Genomic DNA, 19,269 nt, shown 5'->3' on the forward strand with positions numbered 1-19,269 from the left:
GATTAACCGCGAACACGGTAGCCTTGCGGGCCAACGGGCGGGATTTGGGCAGGCGGAGTTTGGGTCGATGGCAAGCGGAGGGTGGAAGCAGGCGCATGCTGCCGTGCTGCTTGGCCTCCTGTTGTCCGCAACATGGGGGGTAGCCGAGCCACGGGCCGCCTCGCGGGTCTGCCGCCAGTTGGAAGCCGATCTTGCCGCGGCCTCACGCGGCGGTGGCGGCGGTCCGGCACTGATCCGGAAATACGATTCCGCAATTGCCAGGCAGCATGAGCAGATTTCCAAGGCCCGCGGCCAAGCGAGCCGGGCCGGGTGCGGCTTTTCCCTGTTTGACCGCAACCTCAATCAATGCGCCGGGCTCAACGCCACCATCGACCGCATGAATGCCAATCTCGACGCCTTGCAAAACAAGCGCGAGCGGATGGCCGGCGGTGGCTCGCGCCGTGACCGCGAGCGCATCGTGGCGGCACTTGATGCCAATGGCTGCCGCGACGACACCGTTGCGCCACGGCACGCGCCCTTGCAGGAGGCGGACCGCGAAGGCGGCGGCACAAACCTGTTCGATCAGCTTTTCGGCGGCAACAGCCAGCAGCTCGATACGCCAGATCCACTTGACCAGCTTGACGATCCTGGCGAGGAGCGCAGCGTCCGCCGGGTGCTCAACCGGCCCGGCGTACCGGACTTTCCGAGTGTCGGCGGTGAATTCCACACCTCCTGTGTGCGCACCTGCGACGGCTACTTCTTCCCGATGTCCAACTCGGCCTCGGCGAGCGATTTCGAACGCGACCAGAAGAATTGCGAATCGAGCTGCCCAGGCACCGAGATGCAGGTTTTCTACTCGCGCGGCATGGATGACGATTCGGCCTCGATGACGTCATCGGTCACCGGCCGGCCCTACAGCGAATTGCCGACCGCCTATCTCTACAAGCAGCCCGACATGTCGCGGCCACCGGCTTGCGGTTGCAACGCCGCCGCGCAGGGCTTCCAGATCATCGCCGGTAACCCGCCATATCAGGAGCAATCGCAGCCCGAAACGGACGCTGCACCGTTCATCCCAGTCCCCGTTTCCAAGCCAGACCCAGGCGCTGATCCGGAAACCGCGGCCAATCTGGCAGGGGGGCTCGACCGCGAGGCGATCAAACGGCTTTCCGCCAAGCCGGTGACGTCGCCGGTGTCCGCGCTGCCGCCGGAACAGCGCAAGGTCAGGGTCGTCGGGCCGACGTTCCTTCCCGACCCATCAGCGGCAATAGATCTGCAAGCTCCGGCCCCGAAGGCAGTCCGGTAAGGGCGAGCCTGAGCGGCATGAACAGGGCTTTGCCCTTGCGGCCGGTCGCTTCCCTGATCTTGCCCGTCCAGTCTTTCCAGATCGTCCCGTTCCAAGGCTCTTCCGGCAAAAGGTCGAAGGCCTGACCGAGAAAATCGCGGTCGTCATCGGAAAATTCCGGCTTCTCCCGTGGCCCTTCGCGCAGGATACGCCACCAATTGACCGCATCGGCCAGCCTGTCGAGATTGCCGCGCACCGCCAGCCAGAACGGTTCGGCCTGCTCGCCCGAGACGCCGAGCACGATCAGCCGGTCTTGCGCCTCGGCGAACGGCATGTGGTGCAGCAGTGTCCGGTTGAGCACGAACAGCTCGTCCGGATCGAATTTGGCCGCGGATTTCGATGTCGCCGCCGGATCGAAGCGTTCGGCGAGTTCGCCCATCGTCGGCACCGCCGCGACATTCTCCGAGGTGCCGACCAGCACGGCCAATGAGGCGACGGCCATCGGCTCGATGCCGTCCTCGCGCAGGCTTTCGATGGAGAGCGCGCCGGTGCGCTTCGACAACCCCTCGCCCGAGGACGTGGTCAAGAGATTGTGGTGGCCGAACACCGGCGGCGCGGCAGCCAGTGCCTGGAACAGCGCGATCTGCACGCCCGTATTGGTGACGTGGTCGTCGCCGCGGATGACATGGCTGACGCCCATCTCGATGTCGTCGACCACGGAGGGCAGCGTATAGAGGTAAGTACCGTCCTCGCGCACCAGCACTGGATCGGAAAGCGAGGCGAGATCGACGGTCTCCTCGCCGCGCACCAGATCGTTCCACTGGATTTCGGTGCGTTCCGGCTGTTGCGGATCGCCCGAGAAATTAGGGAGGAGAAAACGCCAGTGCGGCCGGCGGCCATCGGCCTGGTATTCGGCGATCTGCTCGTGCGTCAGCGTCAGCGCCTCGCGACCATAGACCGGCGGCAGGCCGCGCGTGCGGCGCACCTTGCGCCTGAGATCGAGCTCCTCCGGCGTTTCATAGCAGGCATAGAGAGCACCTGCCGTCTTCAACCTCTCGACCGCCGCGTCGTAGATCTCGAAACGCCGCGACTGGTACTCCGTGGCGTCCGGGAAAATGCCCAGCCAATGCAGGTCGTAGAGGATGGCGTCTGAAAATTCCTGCTTCGAGCGCGCAATATCGGTGTCGTCGAAGCGCTGGATGAAGCGGCCCTTGTTGTTCATGGCAAACAGCCAGTTGAACAAGGCGGTGCGCGCATTGCCGATATGGATGCGGCCGGTTGGCGACGGGGCGAAACGAACGGTAACTGTCATGAGCGGGGCGTACCGGATGCTTTTGCGGTTGACAAGACGCGCCCCCGCGCTGCCCGGCAGACATAGAACATGGCGCACATAATGAAAAGACCGGGGCGGCGCGCCTCAGGCGGCACATACCCGGCGGCCGGCCGGCGGCGGCGCCCGCCCTGTACCGAGCACAGCCAGCCGGTGGCGCCGACGAACAAGTCGTTGAAGGCAATCAGTGGCCGAAGTCATCGGAACTGAGGCGGGTCCAGCGGTCGCCCATCACCCCACCGATAAAGATATCGCCGGAGCGGACGGCCTCCGTGACCTCGGCGTTTCGCGACCGGACCATCGTCCCCCCGGCATAGCGGAAGAAGAGATTCTTGTAGCCGAAGAGTTGAGGCATGAATCTGCTCTGCGTCTGCCCGGTTATGCCCACGCAGCCCATAGCCCATGCGGCCGCGATAAGGCCATCCAGCGTCGTGCGCCAGTGAGATCCGGACGACTGGATTTGCAACAGGCTCGCGATGTCGCCGGCTTGACCGTAGAAGGCATAACAACCGACCATTTTGCCCGTTTCGTCGTAAGTCCCACCGAAATGAAGTGGGCCGTTGGCGCGCTTCTCGGCCGCCAGCGCGAGCAGCCGCGGCAGCTCGCCATCCTTCCAGCTCGGCCGAAGAGAGTAATCGGACAGGAGGGTCGGCAGCCGCTCGGCAAATTGCGCGGCAGCGATCGGCTCACTGTGGACCCGTTGCGACGATGAAGCCTGGACGGGGAGTTCGAACCTTCTTTTCGTAAGAGCGTCGAATGCTCTCGCGCAGGGATCGAGCGCCAAGCGAGGCAGGCCGGGCCATTTACGGTGCAGTGTGGCTGCGGCCATCGCGGCCGGCCGGAAAATATAGGTCCATCCAAGGCAATGCACCGGGAGGAGCTGATATTTCATCGGCCGCGCGAAGGCCAAAGATGTCCGGTTGGCCGAATCGGTCAGCTGCAGATCGAATTCGCCTTGGTGCAAGGCACGCAGCAATTGCGGTCCGGCCGAGCCGTCATCGGTGCCGGGGTCGGCCATGAGTGGACCGATGATCGCCGCGTTTAATGCCGCTCCGTTGAGCTCGTATCGGGCTTTCAAGACGCCGAGGAAACCACCCAGACGACCCTGCCGGTTGATCTGGACAAGAGCGTTGCTCACGCCGGTCTGGCTGGCAGGGTCAAGATAAATCTCTCTCATATAATCGGCCGTCTCAGCGATCGCGCGATCGAGGAGACGACGCCGCCGCCGGCGAAACTTGGTCAGGAAGAGTGCGGCGACGCCCTCGAGATCTGAGGCAGCGAGCGGCCGAACCGAGCCGTGCTGAGATTCCAGCACCGACGGCGCAGCCAGCTTTTCCGGGCCGGCATTCGCGGAAACAAGATGCATCGTAAAGACCGCCTCTGGTTGCCTGCGTATGCTTATATCGATCGATGATAGAAACAACGCATCTCGATCGGTAGCGTAAACAGACGTGTCAAACTCAGAATCTGGAAGCGGACTTCACAGGCGGATTTGCTCGGCCGGCACACGCTGAGTGACAGGGATTAGAGGTGGCCCCCGGCCGAAGCCGGAGGCCATCTCAGGGTCAGATCACCAGACCCTTGGTCAGTTCCAGCGCCTGGCGCTCGAACAGGCGGCGATAGATGCCGCCTTTCAGCCGGATCAGCTCGTCATGCGAGCCTTCCTCGACGATCCTGCCGCGATCGAAGACCAAGAGCCTGTCGAGCGCCCGCACCGTCGAAAGCCGGTGCGCGATAACCAACGTGGTGCGGCCGACCATCAGCCGCTCCATCGCCTGCTGGATCAGCACTTCCGATTCCGAATCGAGGCTCGATGTCGCCTCGTCCAGGATCAGGATGCGTGCATCGGCAAGGAAGGCACGCGCGATCGCCACGCGCTGACGCTCGCCGCCCGACAGTTTCACACCGCGTTCGCCGACCAGAGTGCCGTAGCCCTTCGGCAGGTTGGTGATGAAATCATGCGCGCTCGCCAGCTTTGCGGCATGCTCGATCTCATCCTGCGTCGCGCTCGGCCTGCTATAGGCGATGTTCTCGGCCAGCGACCGGTGGAACAGGATCGGTTCCTGCTGGACGATGGCGATCTGCCCGCGCAGCGACGCTTGCGCCACCTGCGAGATGTCCTGGCCGTCGACCAGGATCTTTCCCGCATTCACGTCATAGAGCCGCTGGATCAGCTTGACGAAGGTTGTCTTGCCCGAACCCGAATGGCCGACCAGCCCGACACGTTCACCCGGCGCGATATCGACCGAAAAGTCGCGATAGAGCGCCGATCGGTGATTGCCGTAGTGAAAGGTGACGTTGTCGAAGCCGATCCGTCCTTCAGTGATCCGGATCGGCTTTGCGCCGCGCCGGTCCTCGATGCCGAGCGGTTCGGACTGGAAATCGACCAGTTCCTCCATGTCGTTGATCGAGCGCTGCAGATTGCGGATGTGCGTGCCGATATCCCTGAGATAGCCTTGCAGCACGAAGAACGAGGTCAGCACGAAGGCGACGTCACCGGCGCTCGCCTGCCCCCACGACCACAGCATCAGCGCCAGGCCGATCACCGCGGCCCGCATGACCAGCAGCAGCGCCCCTTGCGTGGTGCCGTTGATGGTGCCGCGCACCCAGGTGCGCCGTGTGCGCGCACGCCATTTGGCGACGACCCTGGCGAGGCGGCGCTCCTCGCGCTCCTCGGCGCCAAAGCCCTTGACCACGGCGTTGCAGCTGACCGCGTCGGCCAGCGAGCCGCCGAGGCGCGTGTCCCAGATGTTGGCGAGCCTTGCCGCCGGGGCGACATAGCCAAGCGACAGCATCGCGGTCACCATGATGAACAGCACCGAACCGGCGGCAACCACCGCGCCCATCAACGGCCAGAACCAGCCGAGCAGCAGCGTCGAGCCGACCAGCATGACGACGGACGGCAGCAGCGCGATGAGGATCGTGTCGTTGAGCAGGTCGAGCGCCCACATGCCGCGCGTCACCTTGCGCACGGTCGAGCCGGCAAAGCTGTTGGCATGCCAGTCGGTGGAAAAGCGCTGGACGCGATGGAAGGCGTCGGCGGCGATATCCGCCATCATCTTCAGCGTCAATTCGACGATGCCCATGAAGGCAAGGTTGCGCAAGACAACGCCGGTCAATGCCAGGGCCATCAGCATCGAAAACGCCGTCATCGCGGCATTCCAGGCAATGGCGTCCGCACCGGCGCTGCTGGCGACGGCGTCGACCAGCCGGCCGGAATAGAGCGGCGTCAGGACGTCGGCCAGCGTCGACAGCAGGAAGCCGCCCATGATGAGCGAAAGCCGCCACGGCTGGCGCCGCCAATGGGTGAGCGTGAAGCCAAGGACGCTGCGAAAGGCGCTCGCGCGCAAATCGATTCGAAAACGAGCCATGATGTCATTCGGGCGCGAACGAGCCCGATCCCAGTAAGGTCGAAAATTGAAGAAGCCGCGCATGGGGCCAACGAGCGCCCAGAAGCGGAGTGGCATATTTGGCGTCTCGCCCGTAGTCGGGCGGCGACCGGCATCGACATAAGCCTGCGCTCGATCCGGAGTCGGTGCGAGGGCAAAGCCCTCGCGGAACGCCAGATGAGACCTAGGCTTCGCGGCCTCGCATTACCATTTGAAATACTGCCATTCGGACCTCCCGCAAATGAATCGCGGAGAGGTCCTTATAGAGACGCCCAGATGCATCGCCAAGATCAGCGCACGCCAAAAGTGTATCTGGTCCAACCACTACGATCATTTTGCAACAATGGCAGCAAGTCATCGCCGCATGCCGCTTCATCTGGTCGATAAGGGCTGGGACGAGCCAGTTGCCGATGCCGCCGCGGCCGCCGCGCGCTTTCAGTGTCTAGCCGCGATCCCTGAACCGGTTGGTGATGGGGTAGCGGCGGTCGCGGCCGAAGTTCTTTTTGGTGATCTTCACGCCCGGAGCCGCCTGCCTGCGCTTGTATTCGGCGATGTAGAGCAAGTGCTCGATACGCGTCACCGTCGCCCGGTCATGGCCGCGCGCAACGATGTCGTCGACGCCCATCTCGTTCTCGACCAGGCATTCGAGGATGTCGTCCAGCACCGGATAGGGCGGCAGCGAGTCCTGGTCGGTCTGGTTCTCGCGCAATTCCGCCGACGGCGCCTTGTCGATGATGTTCTTCGGGATCACCTCGCCCGAAGGCCCGAGCGCGCCCGGCGGCACATGGCTGTTGCGCCAGCGCGACAGTGCGTAGACCTGCATCTTGTAGAGGTCCTTGATCGGATTGAAGCCGCCGTTCATGTCACCGTAGAGCGTGGCGTAGCCGACCGACATCTCGCTCTTGTTGCCGGTGGTGACGACCATCGAGCCAAACTTGTTGGAGATCGCCATCAGGATGGTGCCGCGCGCGCGGCTCTGCAAATTCTCCTCGGTGATGCCTTCCTTGGTGCCTTCGAACATCTGCGTCAACGTATGCAGAAAGCCCTCGACCGGCTCGAAGATCGGCACGATGTCATAGCGGCAGCCGAGCGCACGGGCGCAGTCCTCGGCGTCCTTCAGCGAGTCCTTCGAGGTGTAGCGGTAAGGCATCATCACCGCGCGCAGGCGTTCCTCGCCGAGCGCATCGACGGCAAGGGCGGCGCAGATCGCCGAATCGATGCCGCCCGAGAGACCAAGCACGACGTTCTTGAAACCGTTCTTGTTGACGTAGTCGCGCAGGCCCAGCATGCAGGCGCGATAGTCGGCCTCTTCCCTGTCCGGGATTTTCGACATCGGCCCTTCCGAACAGACCCACCCTTCGCCTTGTCTTTTCCAGGTGGTGACGTCGACTGCTTCCTCGAACTGGCTCATCTGGAAGGCCAGTGTCTTGTCAGAACCTATGGCAAACGAGGCGCCGTCGAAGATCAGCTCGTCCTGGCCGCCAAGCTGGTTGGCATAGATCATTGGCAGCCCGCATTGGATGACCTGGCGGATGACGACCTGGTGGCGAACATCGATCTTGGCGCGATAGTAGGGCGAACCGTTCGGCACCAGCAGGATTTCCGCCCCGCTTTCGGCCAGCGTCTCGCAGATGTCGATATCGCCCCAGATGTCTTCGCAGATCGGAATCCCGATCCGCACGCCGCGGAAATTGACCGGCCCCTGAATCTCGGGCCCGGCCTGGAAGACGCGCTTCTCGTCGAATTCGCCGTAGTTCGGCAGATCGAGCTTGTAGCGCTCGGCGATGATCTTGCCGCCATCGGCGAAGATGATCGAATTGTGCGTGCCGCTCTTGCGCTTTAGCGGCGTGCCGATGATGACGCCCGGGCCGCCGTCGGCGGTATCGGCGGCAAAGTCCTGTGCCGCCTTTTCGCAGGCCTTCAGGAAAGCCGGCTTCAGCACCAGATCTTCCGGCGGATAGCCGGCGAGGAAAAGCTCGGTATAGAGCACGAGATCGGCGCCTTGGCGGGCGGCATCCGCTCTCGCCTCGCGGGCCTTGGCGAGGTTGCCGGCGACGTCGCCGACGGTCGGGTTGAGCTGGGCGATCGCGATGCGCAGGATGTCGAGGTTCTTGGTCATGCCTGCTGACTTAGCGCGGCAAATTTCGTCGGGCAATGGCGTTCGTTTGGACCACTTCGGACCGATTGTGGCCGGACTGCCGGCGATCAGTCGTCGCCCATATATTCGCGCAACGCTTGCGGAGAATGGTTGTCGCCGATCGACATCGCCAGGATGCGCGAGATATGGCGGCGCGGCAGGCCCGTCTGCGCCACCCACTGGTTGATCTGGGCCTGGATCTTGTCGAGGTCCCTCATCGAAGTCGGGGGTTCGGCGATGTCGAGCCCCGAGTCGCGCAATGCCGCCGCCATATCGCGCGAGATGACGAAGGCATCCCAACCCAGCCAGCGCAGAAAATACTGGCCGGTGTTGCCGCCGAGCCGGCTGCCGTGCTTGCCGAGCCAGGCCATCAGCCCGACCTGGTCGTCGGCCGGCCAGTTGGCGAGGAATTCGCCGAAGCCGCCGTGCTCCTTCGACACACGTTCGACGAAGGCCGCGTTGGCGCGAACGGATTTGATCTTCTGCGGGTTGCGCACGATGCGCTGGTCGGAAGCCAGATCGTGCCAGAAATCGTCAGGCTGGAACAAGAGCCGCTTCGGCTCGAAGCGCAGAAACGCCTCTTCGAAGCCAGGCCACTTCTGTTCGATGACCCGCCAGACGAAACCGGCGGCAAAGACCCGTTCGGCCATAACAGACAGAATGCGATCGTCCGCGATGTCTGCCACGGCGGCATTGTCGGGCGCCGGGCCCAGCAGTGACGAAAGCTCCGCCTCGCCACCCTTGCGTTTTGCGGCACGAGCGCGGATTTTTGCGAAATCGGGCATTCTGCTTGCATCCTCACGTCGTGCTTTTGACGAACCGGCATCTTCCTATATGGAAACCAGGCTGCCAAGCCGCTGCTTTGTATGGAGACATCCATGAACAAGACCGTGCCGGAACTCGCCAATCGCTGGCTGAGGCGAAACCCGGAGAGCCTGAGCGAACTTGAGAGGCGGGTGCTGCAGAGTACCGTCGACCGCAAGCCCATAGCGCAGGACATCAACGACCATCTTGCCGGCCTTCAGGGCGCGGGCGACCGTATCGCCGACGCCATTGCGCGCGTCGGCGGCTCGTGGACGTTCATCCTGTCCTTCATCGCCTTCCTGATCCTCTGGATCGGTGCCAATTGGTGGCTGCTGGGGCGAGAGTCGTTCGACCCCTACCCCTTCATCTTCCTCAACCTCGTCCTCTCGATGATCGCCGCCTTGCAGGCGCCGGTGATCATGATGTCGCAGAACCGCCAAGCGGCGCGCGACCGCATCGACGCCGCCCACGACTACGAGGTCAACCTCAAGGCCGAGATCGAGATCATGGCACTGCACGAAAAGCTGGACGAGCTGCGCCACAGCCAGATCATCGGCATGCGCGACGAGATCGCCCAGATAGCAGAACAGCTGAAACGGATCGACGAACGGCTTGCCCCCCAGACCCAGCCCTCATGACGCAGGCCATCCATCATTTCATCGAACAATATGGGCTGCTTGCTGTCTTTATCGGCTGCGTCGCCGAAGGTGAAAGTGCCGCCATCCTCGGTGGCTTTTTCGCGCACCAGCAGGTCTTCGTCCCGTGGCACGCCTTTGTCGCGGCTGGCCTCGGCGCCTTCGCCGGCGACACCTTCTTCTTCATCCTCGGACGAAGCTTTGCCGACCATCGCTATGTCGTCAGATTGCGCAAGCGACCCGGCTTTCGCCGCGCCTTTCGCCTGCTCAACTCTCATCCCGACATTTTCGTCCTGTCGAACCGCTACGTCTACGGCATGCGCCTCGTCGGCGGCATCGCGGCCGGGCTTTCCAATATCCCCGCGCTGCGCTTCGTCGTCCTCAACGCCATTTCATCGGCAATCTGGGCGGTGCTGTTCGGCACGGTCGGTTATGTCTTTGGACTGGGAGCCGAGCACTTCATCGGCCAGGCATTGATGCGCCACGAGCGGCTGCTGATCGGGCTTGGCATCGGCCTGAGCGTGGCGATCCTTGCCTGGTTCGTCGCCCGTCACATCGCCAGCAGGGAGCGCGCCAGGGAGAGCTGAGCTGGATGTGCTTGAGATTCAGGTTAGGCCGGTATCACCTGAATATCGAGCACCTTCTCTAGATCGGTAGTCCCGTAATCCGTTCGATGATGGCGATGCCCCAGACACCGGCGACGATGAGCACCGAAATCAGCACCGCCAGCGAACCGCAGTCCTTGGCCAGCTGGATGTCGACATTGAACTCGCGGCTGAAGGCGTCGCACGCCGCCTCGATGCCGGTGTTCAGCACTTCGACCATGATCAGCAGCAGCACCGCGCCGATCAACAAGGCATAGCCGCGCCATGAGATCGAAACGAACCAGCCGAGCGGCAAGGCAAGCGCCAGCAGCATCAGCTCCTGCTGGAAAGCCTTCTCGCTGACGGCCAGTTTGCGAAACGCCCGCACCGAATTGAAAAAAGCGTCGATCAGCCGCTGCATGCTAAACCCCTTTCCGAATCACCGGCACGGGATAATGCAATGGCTGGCCAGATCAATGGAATAAGGCGACTTGTCCAAGTTTCATTCAGCGACCGGTATGGACGGTGTCGATTTTTCAAACTGCGGCAGCCCGTCGTTGATCGAATAATAGTCGCCCTTGTCGCCGACGAAGATATGGCATTCGCCCTCAAGGCCTGTCGGCCTGTCGAACGATCCCGCCATGACTGAAATGTAGTCGTGGTCTCGCGGCTTCCAGAACAGCACCGACCCGCACACCTTGCAAAAACCGCGCCTGGCGAAGGCGGACGCCTCGTACCAGGTGATGCTTTCCGTGCCTTCGATGACGATGTCGGCGTTGGCAACATTGGTCGCGGCATAGAAATGTCCGCTCTGCTTGCGGCATTGCGAGCAATGACAATAGACGACCCCACGCAGCGCTCCGTGCGTTCTGAAGCGGACCGCTCCGCACAGACAGGACCCTTGATGGCCATCACTCATGTCGACCCCTTGTTGAAGAAAATTCTGCCTGGCACGAGCATCGCCATCAGGATTCCAGCTTTGCGGCGGCCACGCGCAAGCAAATGCGACATGTACTGGCGCGGCGAATCCGAAATTCGGTTTCATTCTTAATGCGCGAATTTCGGATTCGACGCCACCAAACTGGCGCTGTCACGGATTGTTGGTGCGAAGATTCAAGCTTCTACAGCCGCAAAATAGAGAAAAACGTGTCCGCTTCTTACAAATTAAGGAAACTTTAGCGCCAGCGCATTTATGGTCACGGCAAGCGAAGGTCGTGGGTGGGGACGCATCCCTTCGCAGGTTGTTCTGGAGTGTCGGTCGCATTCCCCAGATCGGCGACAAAGGGGACCCGCGAATTCCGCGGCGGGATTCGAGGGGAAGAAACAAAAATGCAGCCGGCACCTGTCCCGACCGAACGAAGCACCGACATCGCAGCCAGTGTCATCGCCACAATGCGCCAGCTGGGTGTGCTCGGCCTGCCACGCAACTACGAGATCTTCTACGAGGCCCTGAGCGGCACCAATCGCGAACTCAGCCTCGCCGTCGTTTCGCTGAGCAACCGGCCGACACAGGATGAACTGGACCAGATCGGGCGCACTTTCTTTGCCCAGAACCATGGCCCGGGCATCGTCGAGCATGCCAGGGACGTCATTGCCAGGGAGCTTGAGGAGGTCGCCTCGCTGTTGCGGAGCGAGCGCAGCCACATCGAGAAATACGGCAGGATCCTCGATGAGACATCGAGTGGCCTCAGCGGCCGCAGCCTTCTCTCCCAGGACCTTTTGCAGAAGATCGCCAACGCCATGGCGGTTGCCACCAATTCGACGATCGATCACGGCCGGCAGGTGGCCTCGACGCTCAGCGACAAGACGGCCGAACTCGAGAGCGTCAAGTCGAAGCTCGAGGAGTACAAGCGGCTGGCCGATACCGATCCCTTGACCCATATCTGGAATCGCCGCGCCTTCGACAAGGAAATCACCAGGATCTACAACAGCAACAGGGGCATCCTGTTCAATGCCTTGATCCTTGCCGACATCGATCGCTTCAAGGACATCAACGATCGCTACGGCCACCCGGTTGGCGACAAGATCATCCAGATCATCGCCGACATTTTCCAGACCGGCATTCGCGGCGACATGTTCGTCGCCCGCACCGGCGGCGAGGAATTCGCGCTGATTGTCGAGGGCGCCAGCGAGGATGCCACCTACGAGATCGCCGAGCGCATTCGCGCCCTGATCGAACAGACGCCGTTCACCAGCAGCCAGACCGGCACCAATTACGGCACCGTCACCGTCTCGATGGGCATCTGCATGGCGTCCGAGGCGGAGGGGCCGGAGGATCTCTACACCAAGGCCGACCGGGCGCTCTATCGCTCGAAGGTCAGCGGCCGCAACCGCGTCACCAAGCACTCGACGATGGCTGGCCGGGCCGGCAAAAGCTGGCTGCTTTACAAGAAGGACTGAGCTTCCCCGTCGATCGCCGCTGCGGATTGTTTTGCGCCATCCCTTTCCATATGAATTTCTGTAGGCTATATTTTCCACAGAAATAGGAAGGCGCCGCGATGCAACCTCAAACCGCTGCCAAGACAGCCGAGAATGCAGTCCTTACCAAGGCAACGCTGCGCGCGGCAGACCTGCTGGACATCACAGCCAGGATGCTTGCCTCGGTAATAGGCGTTTCGGAGGCCACGGTTTCGCGCATGCGCAGGGACGAATTCCTGCTCGAACGCGGCACCAAGCCATTCGAGCTCGCCGTGCTGTTCGTCAGGCTGTTCCGCTCGCTCGACGCCATTGTCGGCGGCGACGCGGCTGTCGCCCGGGCATGGCTGAAGAACGCCAACACGGCGTTCGACGCCGCTCCGCTTGAAAAAATCCTCACCATCACCGGACTTGTCGATGTCATCGCCTATCTGGACTCCCGTCGCGCTCTCGTCTGAGGCCGTCGGGATCGACGGCAAATACTGGCGCATGGTCGAGGCGCAGCACCACGTCTCGACGCTGAAAATCGTCGACACGCTCGACGAGCAGGCGATACTGGAAGACTTGATCGAGGAAACCAAGCCGCGGATCCCGCTCGAATGCCGCCATCTCCACTATCTCCTGGCGACGCCCTTCCGCTACGGCTCGGTCTATCCGCACGGCTCGCGCTTCCGCCGCGCCGGCAGAACCAAGGGCGTCTACTACGCGGCCGAGACCATGATGACCGCGGTGGCCGAAATGGCCTTCTACCGGCTGCTGTTCTTTGCCGAGTCGCCCAAAACACCCTGGCCGAGCGACGCCGCCGAATACACGGCCTTTGCCGCCGCGATCAAATGCGTCAGGGCGATCGATCTCACCCGGAAGCCGCTTGATCGCGACGCGGCTGCATGGACACACCCGACCGATTACGCGGTCTGCCAGGCCATTGCCGATGTCGCCCGCGAGGCCGGGCTGGAGGCGATCCGCTACCGCTCGGCGCGTGACCCCAAAGGTGCCAACATAGCGCTGCTGACCTGCCGCGGCTTTGCCAGGGCCAAGCCGATGGAGCCGCGGACCTGGCGGATCCGCCTGGGCGCGTTCGGTGTGCAGGCGATCAGCGAATTTCCTGAAAAACGGATCGAATTTTCCAGAACCGCCTTTGCCGATCCCCGTCTCGCTGGCTTGCGCTGGGAACGCGGCCGCTGAACCAAAAACGAAAAGGCGCCGAATTTCTCCGGCGCCTTTTTATGAATTCATTCGGACCGCGTCGAAAATCAGCCGTTCACGGCCTGCTTGTGCTGCACCGGGTGGCTCTTCTTCAAGAGATCCGAGACCAGGAACGCCAGTTCGATCGCCTGGTCGGCGTTGAGGCGCGGATCGCAATGGGTGTGGTAGCGGTCCTGCAACTCTTCGGCGGTGATGGCGCGCGCGCCACCGGTGCATTCGGTGACGTTCTTGCCGGTCATCTCGACATGGATGCCGCCCGGATGCGTGCCTTCGGCGCGATGCACCTCGAAGAAGGTCTGCACCTCCTTCAGGATGCGGTCGAACGGCCGCGTCTTGTAGCCGGCCGCCTCTATCGTGTTGCCGTGCATCGGGTCCGAAGACCACACCACGCTGCGGCCTTCCTTCTTCACCGCGCGGACCAGCTTCGGCAGATGGTCGGCGACCTTGTCGGAACCGAAGCGCGCGATCAGCGTCAGCCGGCCGGGCTCGTTGTCGGGGTTGAGCAGATCGATCAGTTCCAGCAACCCGTCCGGCGTCAGCGACGGTCCGCATTTCAGGCCGAGCGGGTTCTTGATGCCGCGGCAATATTCGACATGCGCATGGTCGGGCTGGCGTGTGCGGTCGCCGATCCAGATCATATGGCCTGAGGTGGCGTACCAGTCGCCGGAAGTCGAATCGACGCGGGTCAGCGCCTCCTCGTAGCCGAGCAGCAACGCCTCGTGGCTGGTGTAGAAATCGGTTTCGCGCAGGGCGTAGTTGGTTTCCGAGGTGATACCGACGGCCTTCATGAAGTCCATCGTCTCGGTGATACGATTGGCAAGCGATTCATACTTCTCGCCTTGCGGACTGTCGGACACGAAGCCGAGCATCCAGCGATGCACATTCTCCAGGCTGGCATAGCCGCCCTGCGCGAAGGCGCGCAGAAGGTTGAGTGTCGCCGCCGACTGGCGGTACGCCATCTCCTGGCGGGCAGGATCGGGAATGCGCGACTTGGCGTCGAATTCGATGCCGTTGATGATGTCGCCGCGATAGCTGGGCAGCGTCACCCCGCCCTTGGTCTCGTTGTCTGACGAGCGCGGCTTGGCGAACTGGCCAGCAACGCGGCCGACCTTGACCACCGGCTGCGCGCCGGCGAAGGTGAGCACCACCGACATCTGCAGGAACACGCGGAAGAAGTCGCGGATGTTGTCCGCGCCATGCTCGGCGAAGCTCTCGGCGCAATCGCCGCCCTGGAGAAGGAATGCGTCACCGGCAGCGACGGCCGCAAGCTGCTTCTTCAGCTTGCGTGCCTCACCTGCAAAAACCAGCGGCGGAAAGGTCGCGAGTTGGGCTTCCGTGGTCTTCAGCGCGGCAAGGTCCGGATAGGCAGGAACCTGCTTGATCGGCATCGCTCTCCAAGAATTCGGCGACCATTTCGTCATCGCTGCACCCAACGCTCTTTCCGAGCAACTCCAGGAAAAGCGTGAAACGGTTTTCCGTCCGGAATTGCGTCAAACAACAAAAGCAAGCGCCATCGCCCGCCAACCCGCCCCATATGGGGATCGCGGCTCCATACACGAAGCCGATTTCCTATTCTAGACCGGATTTGGCCGCGTGGCGAATGGCGGCCTGGCGAGGCGCTGTCCTACCCCTGCCCTACGCCGCCGCCTTCTCCACCAGCCGCGCCAGTTGCGTCATAACGACCGCGGAGCCCGCCAGCCGCTTCTCGGCCGTTGGCCAGTCGCGCACGAACACGACGCTGTGGTCCGGCCGGATCTTGGCCAGCGAGCCCTGCTCGCCGATGAACCGGACCAGCCCGACCGGGTTGGAGAATTCACGCTTGCGGAAATGGATGACGACGCCCTTCGGGCCGGCGTCGAGCTTCTCGACATTGGCCTTGCGGCAGAGCGCCTTGATGAAGACGATCTTGAGGAGATGCTTGACCTCCTCGGGCAGCGGGCCGAAGCGGTCGATCAGCTCGGCGCCGAAAGCATCGATCTCCTCGGTGTTTTCGAGATCGCCGAGACGGCGATAGAGCGCCAGCCTGAGCTGCAGGTCCGGAACATAGCTTTCCGGGATCATCACCGCCGTGCCGACGGCGATCTGCGGCGACCAGCCGCCATCCTGAACCTCGCCGGAATCCTTCACCTCGGCGACGGCTTCTTCCAGCATCTGCTGGTAGAGTTCGAAGCCGACCTCCTTGATGTGGCCGGACTGCTCTTCGCCCAGAAGATTGCCCGCGCCTCTGATGTCGAGGTCGTGGCTGGCCAGTTGGAAGCCGGCGCCCAGCGTGTCGAGCGATTGCAGCACTTTTAGCCGGCGCTCGGCGGTGTCGGTCAGCTTGCGGTTGGCCGGCAGCGTGAACAGCGCATAGGCGCGCACCTTCGAACGCCCGACGCGCCCGCGCAATTGGTAGAGCTGCGACAGGCCGAACATGTCGGCGCGATGGATGATCAGCGTGTTGGCGGTTGGGATGTCGAGGCCGGATTCGACGATGGTGGTCGACAGCAGCACGTCGTACTGGCCGTCGTAGAAGGCATTCATGATGTCGTCGAGTTCGCCCGGCGGCATCTGGCCATGGGCCACCGCAACTTTCAATTCAGGCACGGATTCTCTCAGGAAATCATGGATTTCCGCCAGATCGCTGATGCGCGGAACGACATAGAAGGAATGCCCGCCGCGATAACGTTCGCGAAGCAGCGTCTCGCGGATCACCAGCGGATCGAAGGGCGAGATGAAGGTGCGCACCGCCAGGCGGTCGACCGGCGGCGTGGCGATCAGCGACAGCTCGCGCACCCCGGTCAGCGCCAGTTGCAGCGTACGCGGGATCGGCGTCGCCGACAGCGTCAGCACGTGCACATCGGTTTTCAGGTCCTTCAGCCGTTCCTTGTGCTTGACGCCAAAGTGCTGCTCCTCGTCGATGATCAGCAGCCCAAGACTCTTGAACGAGATCGCGGACCCAAGCAGCGCATGGGTGCCGATGACGATGTCGACCTGGCCCTCGGCAATGCCCTTCTTCGTTTCCGCCAGCTCCTTGGCACCGACCAGACGCGAGGCCTGGGCAACGCGGATCGGCAGGCCTGAGAAACGCTGCGAAAACGTCTTGAAATGCTGGCGCGACAACAGTGTCGTCGGCACCACCACCGCCACCTGAAATCCTTCCATCGCCGCGATGAAGGCGGCCCGCAACGCGACCTCGGTCTTGCCGAAGCCGACATCGCCGCAGATCAGCCGGTCCATCGGCTTGCCGGCGCCAAGATCGTCGCGCACGGAGTCGATCGCCGTCTGCTGATCGTCGGTCTCCTCATACGGGAAGCGGGCGGCGAACTCGCCATAGAGGCCTTCGGCCGGCACCAGCGCCGGTGCGGCGCGCATCTGCCGTTCGGCGGCGATGCGGATCAATTGCCCGGCCATGTCGAGCAGGCGTTTCTTCAGCCGCGCCTTGCGCGACTGCCAGGCTCCGCCGCCGAGCTTGTCCAGCGTCGCTTCGGCCGAATCCGAGCCATAGCGCGAAAGAAGCTCGATATTCTCGACCGGCAGGAACAGCCGGTCATCGCCGGCATAGTGGATTTCCAGGCAGTCATGCGGCGCGCCGACCGCTTCGATGGTGCGCAGGCCGATGAAGCGGCCAATGCCGTGGTCGGCATGGACGACGATGTCGCCCGCCGACAGCGCCGAGGCCTCGGCGATGAAGTCCGACGGACGCTTCTTGCGCTTCGAGCGCCGGATCAGCCGGTCGCCGAGAATGTCCTGTTCGGCGACGACAACCAGTTTTTCGGTCTCGAAGCCGGATTCGAGCGGCAGCACGGCGAGAGCCGCCTGCCCCGGCTCAAGCTTTTCGGCTTCCGCCAGCGTCGCGACCTGCTTGAGGTTGCCGAGGTGGTGCTCGCCAAGGATCTGGCCAAGCCGGTCGAGTGAGCCTTCTGTCCAGCCGGCGATGACGACGCGGCGGCGCGCCGCGCGCTCGTCGGCGATGTGTTTGACGACGACATCAAAGACATTGACGTTCGGGTCGGCGCGTTCCTCGACGAATCTGCGGCCGTGCCGCGAACCGGCGTGAAAGGCCTTTTTCGCGCCGGCATCGGGCGCATCGAACGGCGTGAAATCGATCGCTTCGCGCGGCCCGAGCGAGGCGATCAGGTTTTCCGGCGAAAGATAAAGCAGATCCGGCGGCACCGGCTTGTAGGGCACGGCGTCCTTCAAGGCACTATCGGCCTGCTTCTTGCGCGCCTCGTAGTGATCGAGGATCAGCGTGTGGCGTTCGGCCAGTGCCTCATGCGCCAGGTGATCGAAGACGACAGGTGTATCGGTGAGATAGTCGAACACCGTCTCCAACCGCTCGTAGAAGAACGGCAGCCAGTGCTCCATGCCGGCGAAGCGTCGTCCTTCACTGACCGCCGCATAGAGCCCGTCGTCGCGCTGCGGTGCGCCAAAAGCTTCGATATAGGAGCGGCGAAAGCGGCTGATAGTTTCCGGCGTCAGCGCCACTTCGCTCATCGCTTGCAGCGCCATCGACTTGCGTTGGCCGGTGGTGCGCTGGGTGGCGGCATCGAAGACACGAATCGATTCCAGCGTGTCACCGAAGAAGTCGAGCCTGAGCGCCTCGGTCCAGCCGGGAGCAAACAGGTCGAGAATGCCGCCGCGCACCGCGAATTCGCCGATGCCGCGCACCGTCGGCACGCGCTCGAAGCCGGATGTTTCCAGCCGCGACACCAGTGCGTTCATGTCGATCTGGTTACCGGGCCTGGCGTGAAAAGTCTGTGCCTCGACCAGTTCAGCCGGCGGAATCCGCTGCAGCAGTGCATTGGCGGTGGTGAGGATGACGGCGCGGTGCGGCTTTTTCGCCAGCGCGATCATGGCGGTCAGCGCATCGAGGCGCTTGGCGGCGGCGTCCGAACCAGGCGAGACGCGGTCGTAGGGCAGACAATCCCAGGCCGGTAGTTCGAGAATCGGCAGACCTGGCGCCGCGAAGGACAGCGCCTCGATGATCGCCGGCAGGCGCTGGCCGTCGCGCGCCACGAACAGCACCGGCTTGTCGGGCGCGATCTCGAGTGCCGCCTGCACCAGCGCGAAAGCTTCGTAGCCGTCGGCGACGCCGTCGACGATAAACTGGCCGGCGCGGCCTTTCGGCAGACCGATGGTGGGAATGAGGCTCATGAAATCACGTCGTTTTGAATGTGGTTGTTCAAAATGTCAGGGAGTGGCGGAATGCCAGGATCTTTTGCAGGACGGCACAATCGATGTCCGCCGGGACCGGGCGTTCGCCGGTGACCATGGGCAGGAATTCGGTGTCGGGAATGTCGAGGAGCTTCTCATATTGGTCGATTTCCTCGCCGGTCAAGGCGCCGATCTCGGCGTCGGCGAAAGTGCCAAGGATCAGGTCCATCTCGCGCATACCGCGATGCCAGGAGCGAAACAGAAGCTTGCGGCGGTGGGCGTCCAGCCCCTCGCTTGATCTCGTCGTTCCGGTCATTGTGCCGCATCCTCACTTGCTGCGGCGCATATAGCGTGGATAGAAGGTGCTGTCAG

General features: G+C 62.9%; 17 protein-coding genes. 7 read left to right on the plus strand and 10 right to left on the minus strand.

Annotated features, from left to right (window positions below):
* Window positions 1-67 precede the first annotated feature (67 nt).
* Window positions 68-1,282: a DUF2865 domain-containing protein gene (locus NKH02_RS08235; protein WP_352877810.1), complete on the plus strand. Its 1,215-nt coding sequence runs from the start codon at window positions 68-70 to the stop codon at window positions 1,280-1,282.
* Here NKH02_RS08235 and gltX read toward each other — a convergent pair.
* The 5 genes from gltX to NKH02_RS08260 all read right to left on the minus strand — a co-directional run bounded on the left by gltX (window position 1,200) and on the right by NKH02_RS08260 (window position 8,902).
* Complete coding sequence (gene gltX / locus NKH02_RS08240; protein ID WP_352877812.1) at window positions 1,200-2,573, minus strand: glutamate--tRNA ligase; 1,374 nt, start codon at window positions 2,571-2,573, stop codon at window positions 1,200-1,202. The genes NKH02_RS08235 and gltX overlap by 83 nt on opposite strands.
* Window positions 2,574-2,775: 202 nt before the next feature.
* A complete protein-coding gene (locus NKH02_RS08245; protein ID WP_352877815.1) occupies window positions 2,776-3,957 on the minus strand; it encodes a hypothetical protein in 1,182 nt (393 codons plus the stop codon).
* A 199-nt stretch (window positions 3,958-4,156) separates the two neighbouring features.
* Window positions 4,157-5,962: an ABC transporter ATP-binding protein gene (locus NKH02_RS08250; protein ID WP_352870868.1), complete on the minus strand. Its 1,806-nt coding sequence runs from the start codon at window positions 5,960-5,962 to the stop codon at window positions 4,157-4,159.
* A gap of 460 nt (window positions 5,963-6,422) precedes the next feature.
* Window positions 6,423-8,099: an NAD+ synthase gene (locus NKH02_RS08255; protein ID WP_352870867.1), complete on the minus strand. Its 1,677-nt coding sequence runs from the start codon at window positions 8,097-8,099 to the stop codon at window positions 6,423-6,425.
* Window positions 8,100-8,185: 86 nt separating this feature from the next.
* Complete coding sequence (locus NKH02_RS08260) at window positions 8,186-8,902, minus strand: DNA-3-methyladenine glycosylase I (RefSeq protein ID WP_352877818.1); 717 nt, start codon at window positions 8,900-8,902, stop codon at window positions 8,186-8,188.
* Window positions 8,903-8,995: 93 nt separating this feature from the next.
* On the opposite strand from NKH02_RS08260, the gene NKH02_RS08265 reads away from it, so the two are divergent.
* Window positions 8,996-9,559, plus strand: a complete 564-nt coding sequence (locus NKH02_RS08265) for a DUF1003 domain-containing protein (RefSeq protein WP_352870865.1) — start codon at window positions 8,996-8,998, stop codon at window positions 9,557-9,559.
* Window positions 9,556-10,143: a DedA family protein gene (locus tag NKH02_RS08270; protein WP_352870863.1), complete on the plus strand. Its 588-nt coding sequence runs from the start codon at window positions 9,556-9,558 to the stop codon at window positions 10,141-10,143. Before NKH02_RS08265 ends, NKH02_RS08270 begins: the two co-directional genes overlap by 4 nt.
* 58 nt (window positions 10,144-10,201) lie before the next feature.
* Here NKH02_RS08270 and NKH02_RS08275 read toward each other — a convergent pair whose 3' ends face one another.
* Together NKH02_RS08275 and NKH02_RS08280 are read right to left on the minus strand one after the other, a co-directional pair.
* The gene (locus NKH02_RS08275) at window positions 10,202-10,561 is read right to left on the minus strand and encodes a diacylglycerol kinase (RefSeq protein ID WP_292179283.1); all 360 of its coding nucleotides are present in this window, start codon (window positions 10,559-10,561) and stop codon (window positions 10,202-10,204) included.
* 81 nt (window positions 10,562-10,642) lie between these two features.
* Entirely contained in the window at window positions 10,643-11,059 is a 417-nt protein-coding gene (locus NKH02_RS08280) for a GFA family protein (RefSeq protein ID WP_352877821.1), read from the minus strand.
* A gap of 410 nt (window positions 11,060-11,469) precedes the next feature.
* On the opposite strand from NKH02_RS08280, the gene NKH02_RS08285 reads away from it, so the two are divergent.
* The 3 genes from NKH02_RS08285 to NKH02_RS08295 all read left to right on the plus strand — a co-directional run bounded on the left by NKH02_RS08285 (window position 11,470) and on the right by NKH02_RS08295 (window position 13,740).
* Complete coding sequence (locus NKH02_RS08285) at window positions 11,470-12,540, plus strand: diguanylate cyclase (RefSeq protein ID WP_352877823.1); 1,071 nt, start codon at window positions 11,470-11,472, stop codon at window positions 12,538-12,540.
* Between the two features lie 98 nt (window positions 12,541-12,638).
* Window positions 12,639-13,013 carry an MbcA/ParS/Xre antitoxin family protein gene (locus tag NKH02_RS08290; RefSeq protein ID WP_183451823.1) on the plus strand — a complete coding sequence of 125 codons (375 nt, stop codon included), beginning with the start codon at window positions 12,639-12,641 and terminating at the stop codon, window positions 13,011-13,013.
* Window positions 12,973-13,740 (plus strand): RES family NAD+ phosphorylase, encoded by a 768-nt coding sequence (locus tag NKH02_RS08295; RefSeq protein WP_352877826.1) that lies wholly within the window; start codon window positions 12,973-12,975, stop codon window positions 13,738-13,740. Before NKH02_RS08290 ends, NKH02_RS08295 begins: the two co-directional genes overlap by 41 nt.
* Before the next feature lie 68 nt (window positions 13,741-13,808).
* Here NKH02_RS08295 and NKH02_RS08300 read toward each other — a convergent pair whose 3' ends face one another.
* Complete coding sequence (locus tag NKH02_RS08300; protein WP_352877841.1) at window positions 13,809-15,182, minus strand: class II 3-deoxy-7-phosphoheptulonate synthase; 1,374 nt, start codon at window positions 15,180-15,182, stop codon at window positions 13,809-13,811.
* Here NKH02_RS08300 and NKH02_RS08305 point away from each other — a divergent pair.
* A complete protein-coding gene (locus NKH02_RS08305) occupies window positions 15,139-15,339 on the plus strand; it encodes a hypothetical protein (RefSeq protein WP_352870913.1) in 201 nt (66 codons plus the stop codon). The two genes, NKH02_RS08300 and NKH02_RS08305, sit on opposite strands and share 44 nt — an antisense overlap.
* Window positions 15,340-15,396: 57 nt before the next feature.
* Here the strand turns inward: NKH02_RS08305 and mfd are convergent, their stop codons facing one another.
* Both mfd and NKH02_RS08315 read right to left on the minus strand, forming a co-directional pair.
* Complete coding sequence (gene mfd / locus NKH02_RS08310; RefSeq protein ID WP_352877828.1) at window positions 15,397-18,897, minus strand: transcription-repair coupling factor; 3,501 nt, start codon at window positions 18,895-18,897, stop codon at window positions 15,397-15,399.
* 28 nt (window positions 18,898-18,925) lie between these two features.
* Window positions 18,926-19,213, minus strand: coding sequence for a succinate dehydrogenase assembly factor 2 (locus NKH02_RS08315; protein WP_352870856.1), 288 nt, complete (start codon window positions 19,211-19,213; stop codon window positions 18,926-18,928).
* Between the last annotated feature and the right edge of the window lie 56 nt (window positions 19,214-19,269).

It is taken from the genome of Mesorhizobium sp. M1396 (assembly GCF_040317725.1).
Classification (GTDB): domain Bacteria; phylum Pseudomonadota; class Alphaproteobacteria; order Rhizobiales; family Rhizobiaceae; genus Mesorhizobium.

Coding starts and splice junctions, on each gene's coding strand:
- NKH02_RS08235 (WP_352877810.1), top strand. CDS start 68: ATGGCAAGCGGAGGGTGGAAGCAGGCGCATGCTGCCGTGCTGCTTGGC.
- NKH02_RS08295 (WP_352877826.1), top strand. CDS start 12,973: ATGTCATCGCCTATCTGGACTCCCGTCGCGCTCTCGTCTGAGGCCGTC.
- NKH02_RS08270 (WP_352870863.1), top strand. CDS start 9,556: ATGACGCAGGCCATCCATCATTTCATCGAACAATATGGGCTGCTTGCT.
- mfd (WP_352877828.1), bottom strand. CDS start 18,897: ATGAGCCTCATTCCCACCATCGGTCTGCCGAAAGGCCGCGCCGGCCAG.
- NKH02_RS08315 (WP_352870856.1), bottom strand. CDS start 19,213: ATGACCGGAACGACGAGATCAAGCGAGGGGCTGGACGCCCACCGCCGC.
- NKH02_RS08300 (WP_352877841.1), bottom strand. CDS start 15,182: ATGACGAAATGGTCGCCGAATTCTTGGAGAGCGATGCCGATCAAGCAG.
- NKH02_RS08245 (WP_352877815.1), bottom strand. CDS start 3,957: ATGCATCTTGTTTCCGCGAATGCCGGCCCGGAAAAGCTGGCTGCGCCG.
- NKH02_RS08255 (WP_352870867.1), bottom strand. CDS start 8,099: ATGACCAAGAACCTCGACATCCTGCGCATCGCGATCGCCCAGCTCAAC.
- gltX (WP_352877812.1), bottom strand. CDS start 2,573: ATGACAGTTACCGTTCGTTTCGCCCCGTCGCCAACCGGCCGCATCCAT.
- NKH02_RS08265 (WP_352870865.1), top strand. CDS start 8,996: ATGAACAAGACCGTGCCGGAACTCGCCAATCGCTGGCTGAGGCGAAAC.
- NKH02_RS08260 (WP_352877818.1), bottom strand. CDS start 8,902: ATGCCCGATTTCGCAAAAATCCGCGCTCGTGCCGCAAAACGCAAGGGT.
- NKH02_RS08280 (WP_352877821.1), bottom strand. CDS start 11,059: ATGAGTGATGGCCATCAAGGGTCCTGTCTGTGCGGAGCGGTCCGCTTC.
- NKH02_RS08285 (WP_352877823.1), top strand. CDS start 11,470: ATGCAGCCGGCACCTGTCCCGACCGAACGAAGCACCGACATCGCAGCC.
- NKH02_RS08250 (WP_352870868.1), bottom strand. CDS start 5,962: ATGGCTCGTTTTCGAATCGATTTGCGCGCGAGCGCCTTTCGCAGCGTC.
- NKH02_RS08290 (WP_183451823.1), top strand. CDS start 12,639: ATGCAACCTCAAACCGCTGCCAAGACAGCCGAGAATGCAGTCCTTACC.
- NKH02_RS08275 (WP_292179283.1), bottom strand. CDS start 10,561: ATGCAGCGGCTGATCGACGCTTTTTTCAATTCGGTGCGGGCGTTTCGC.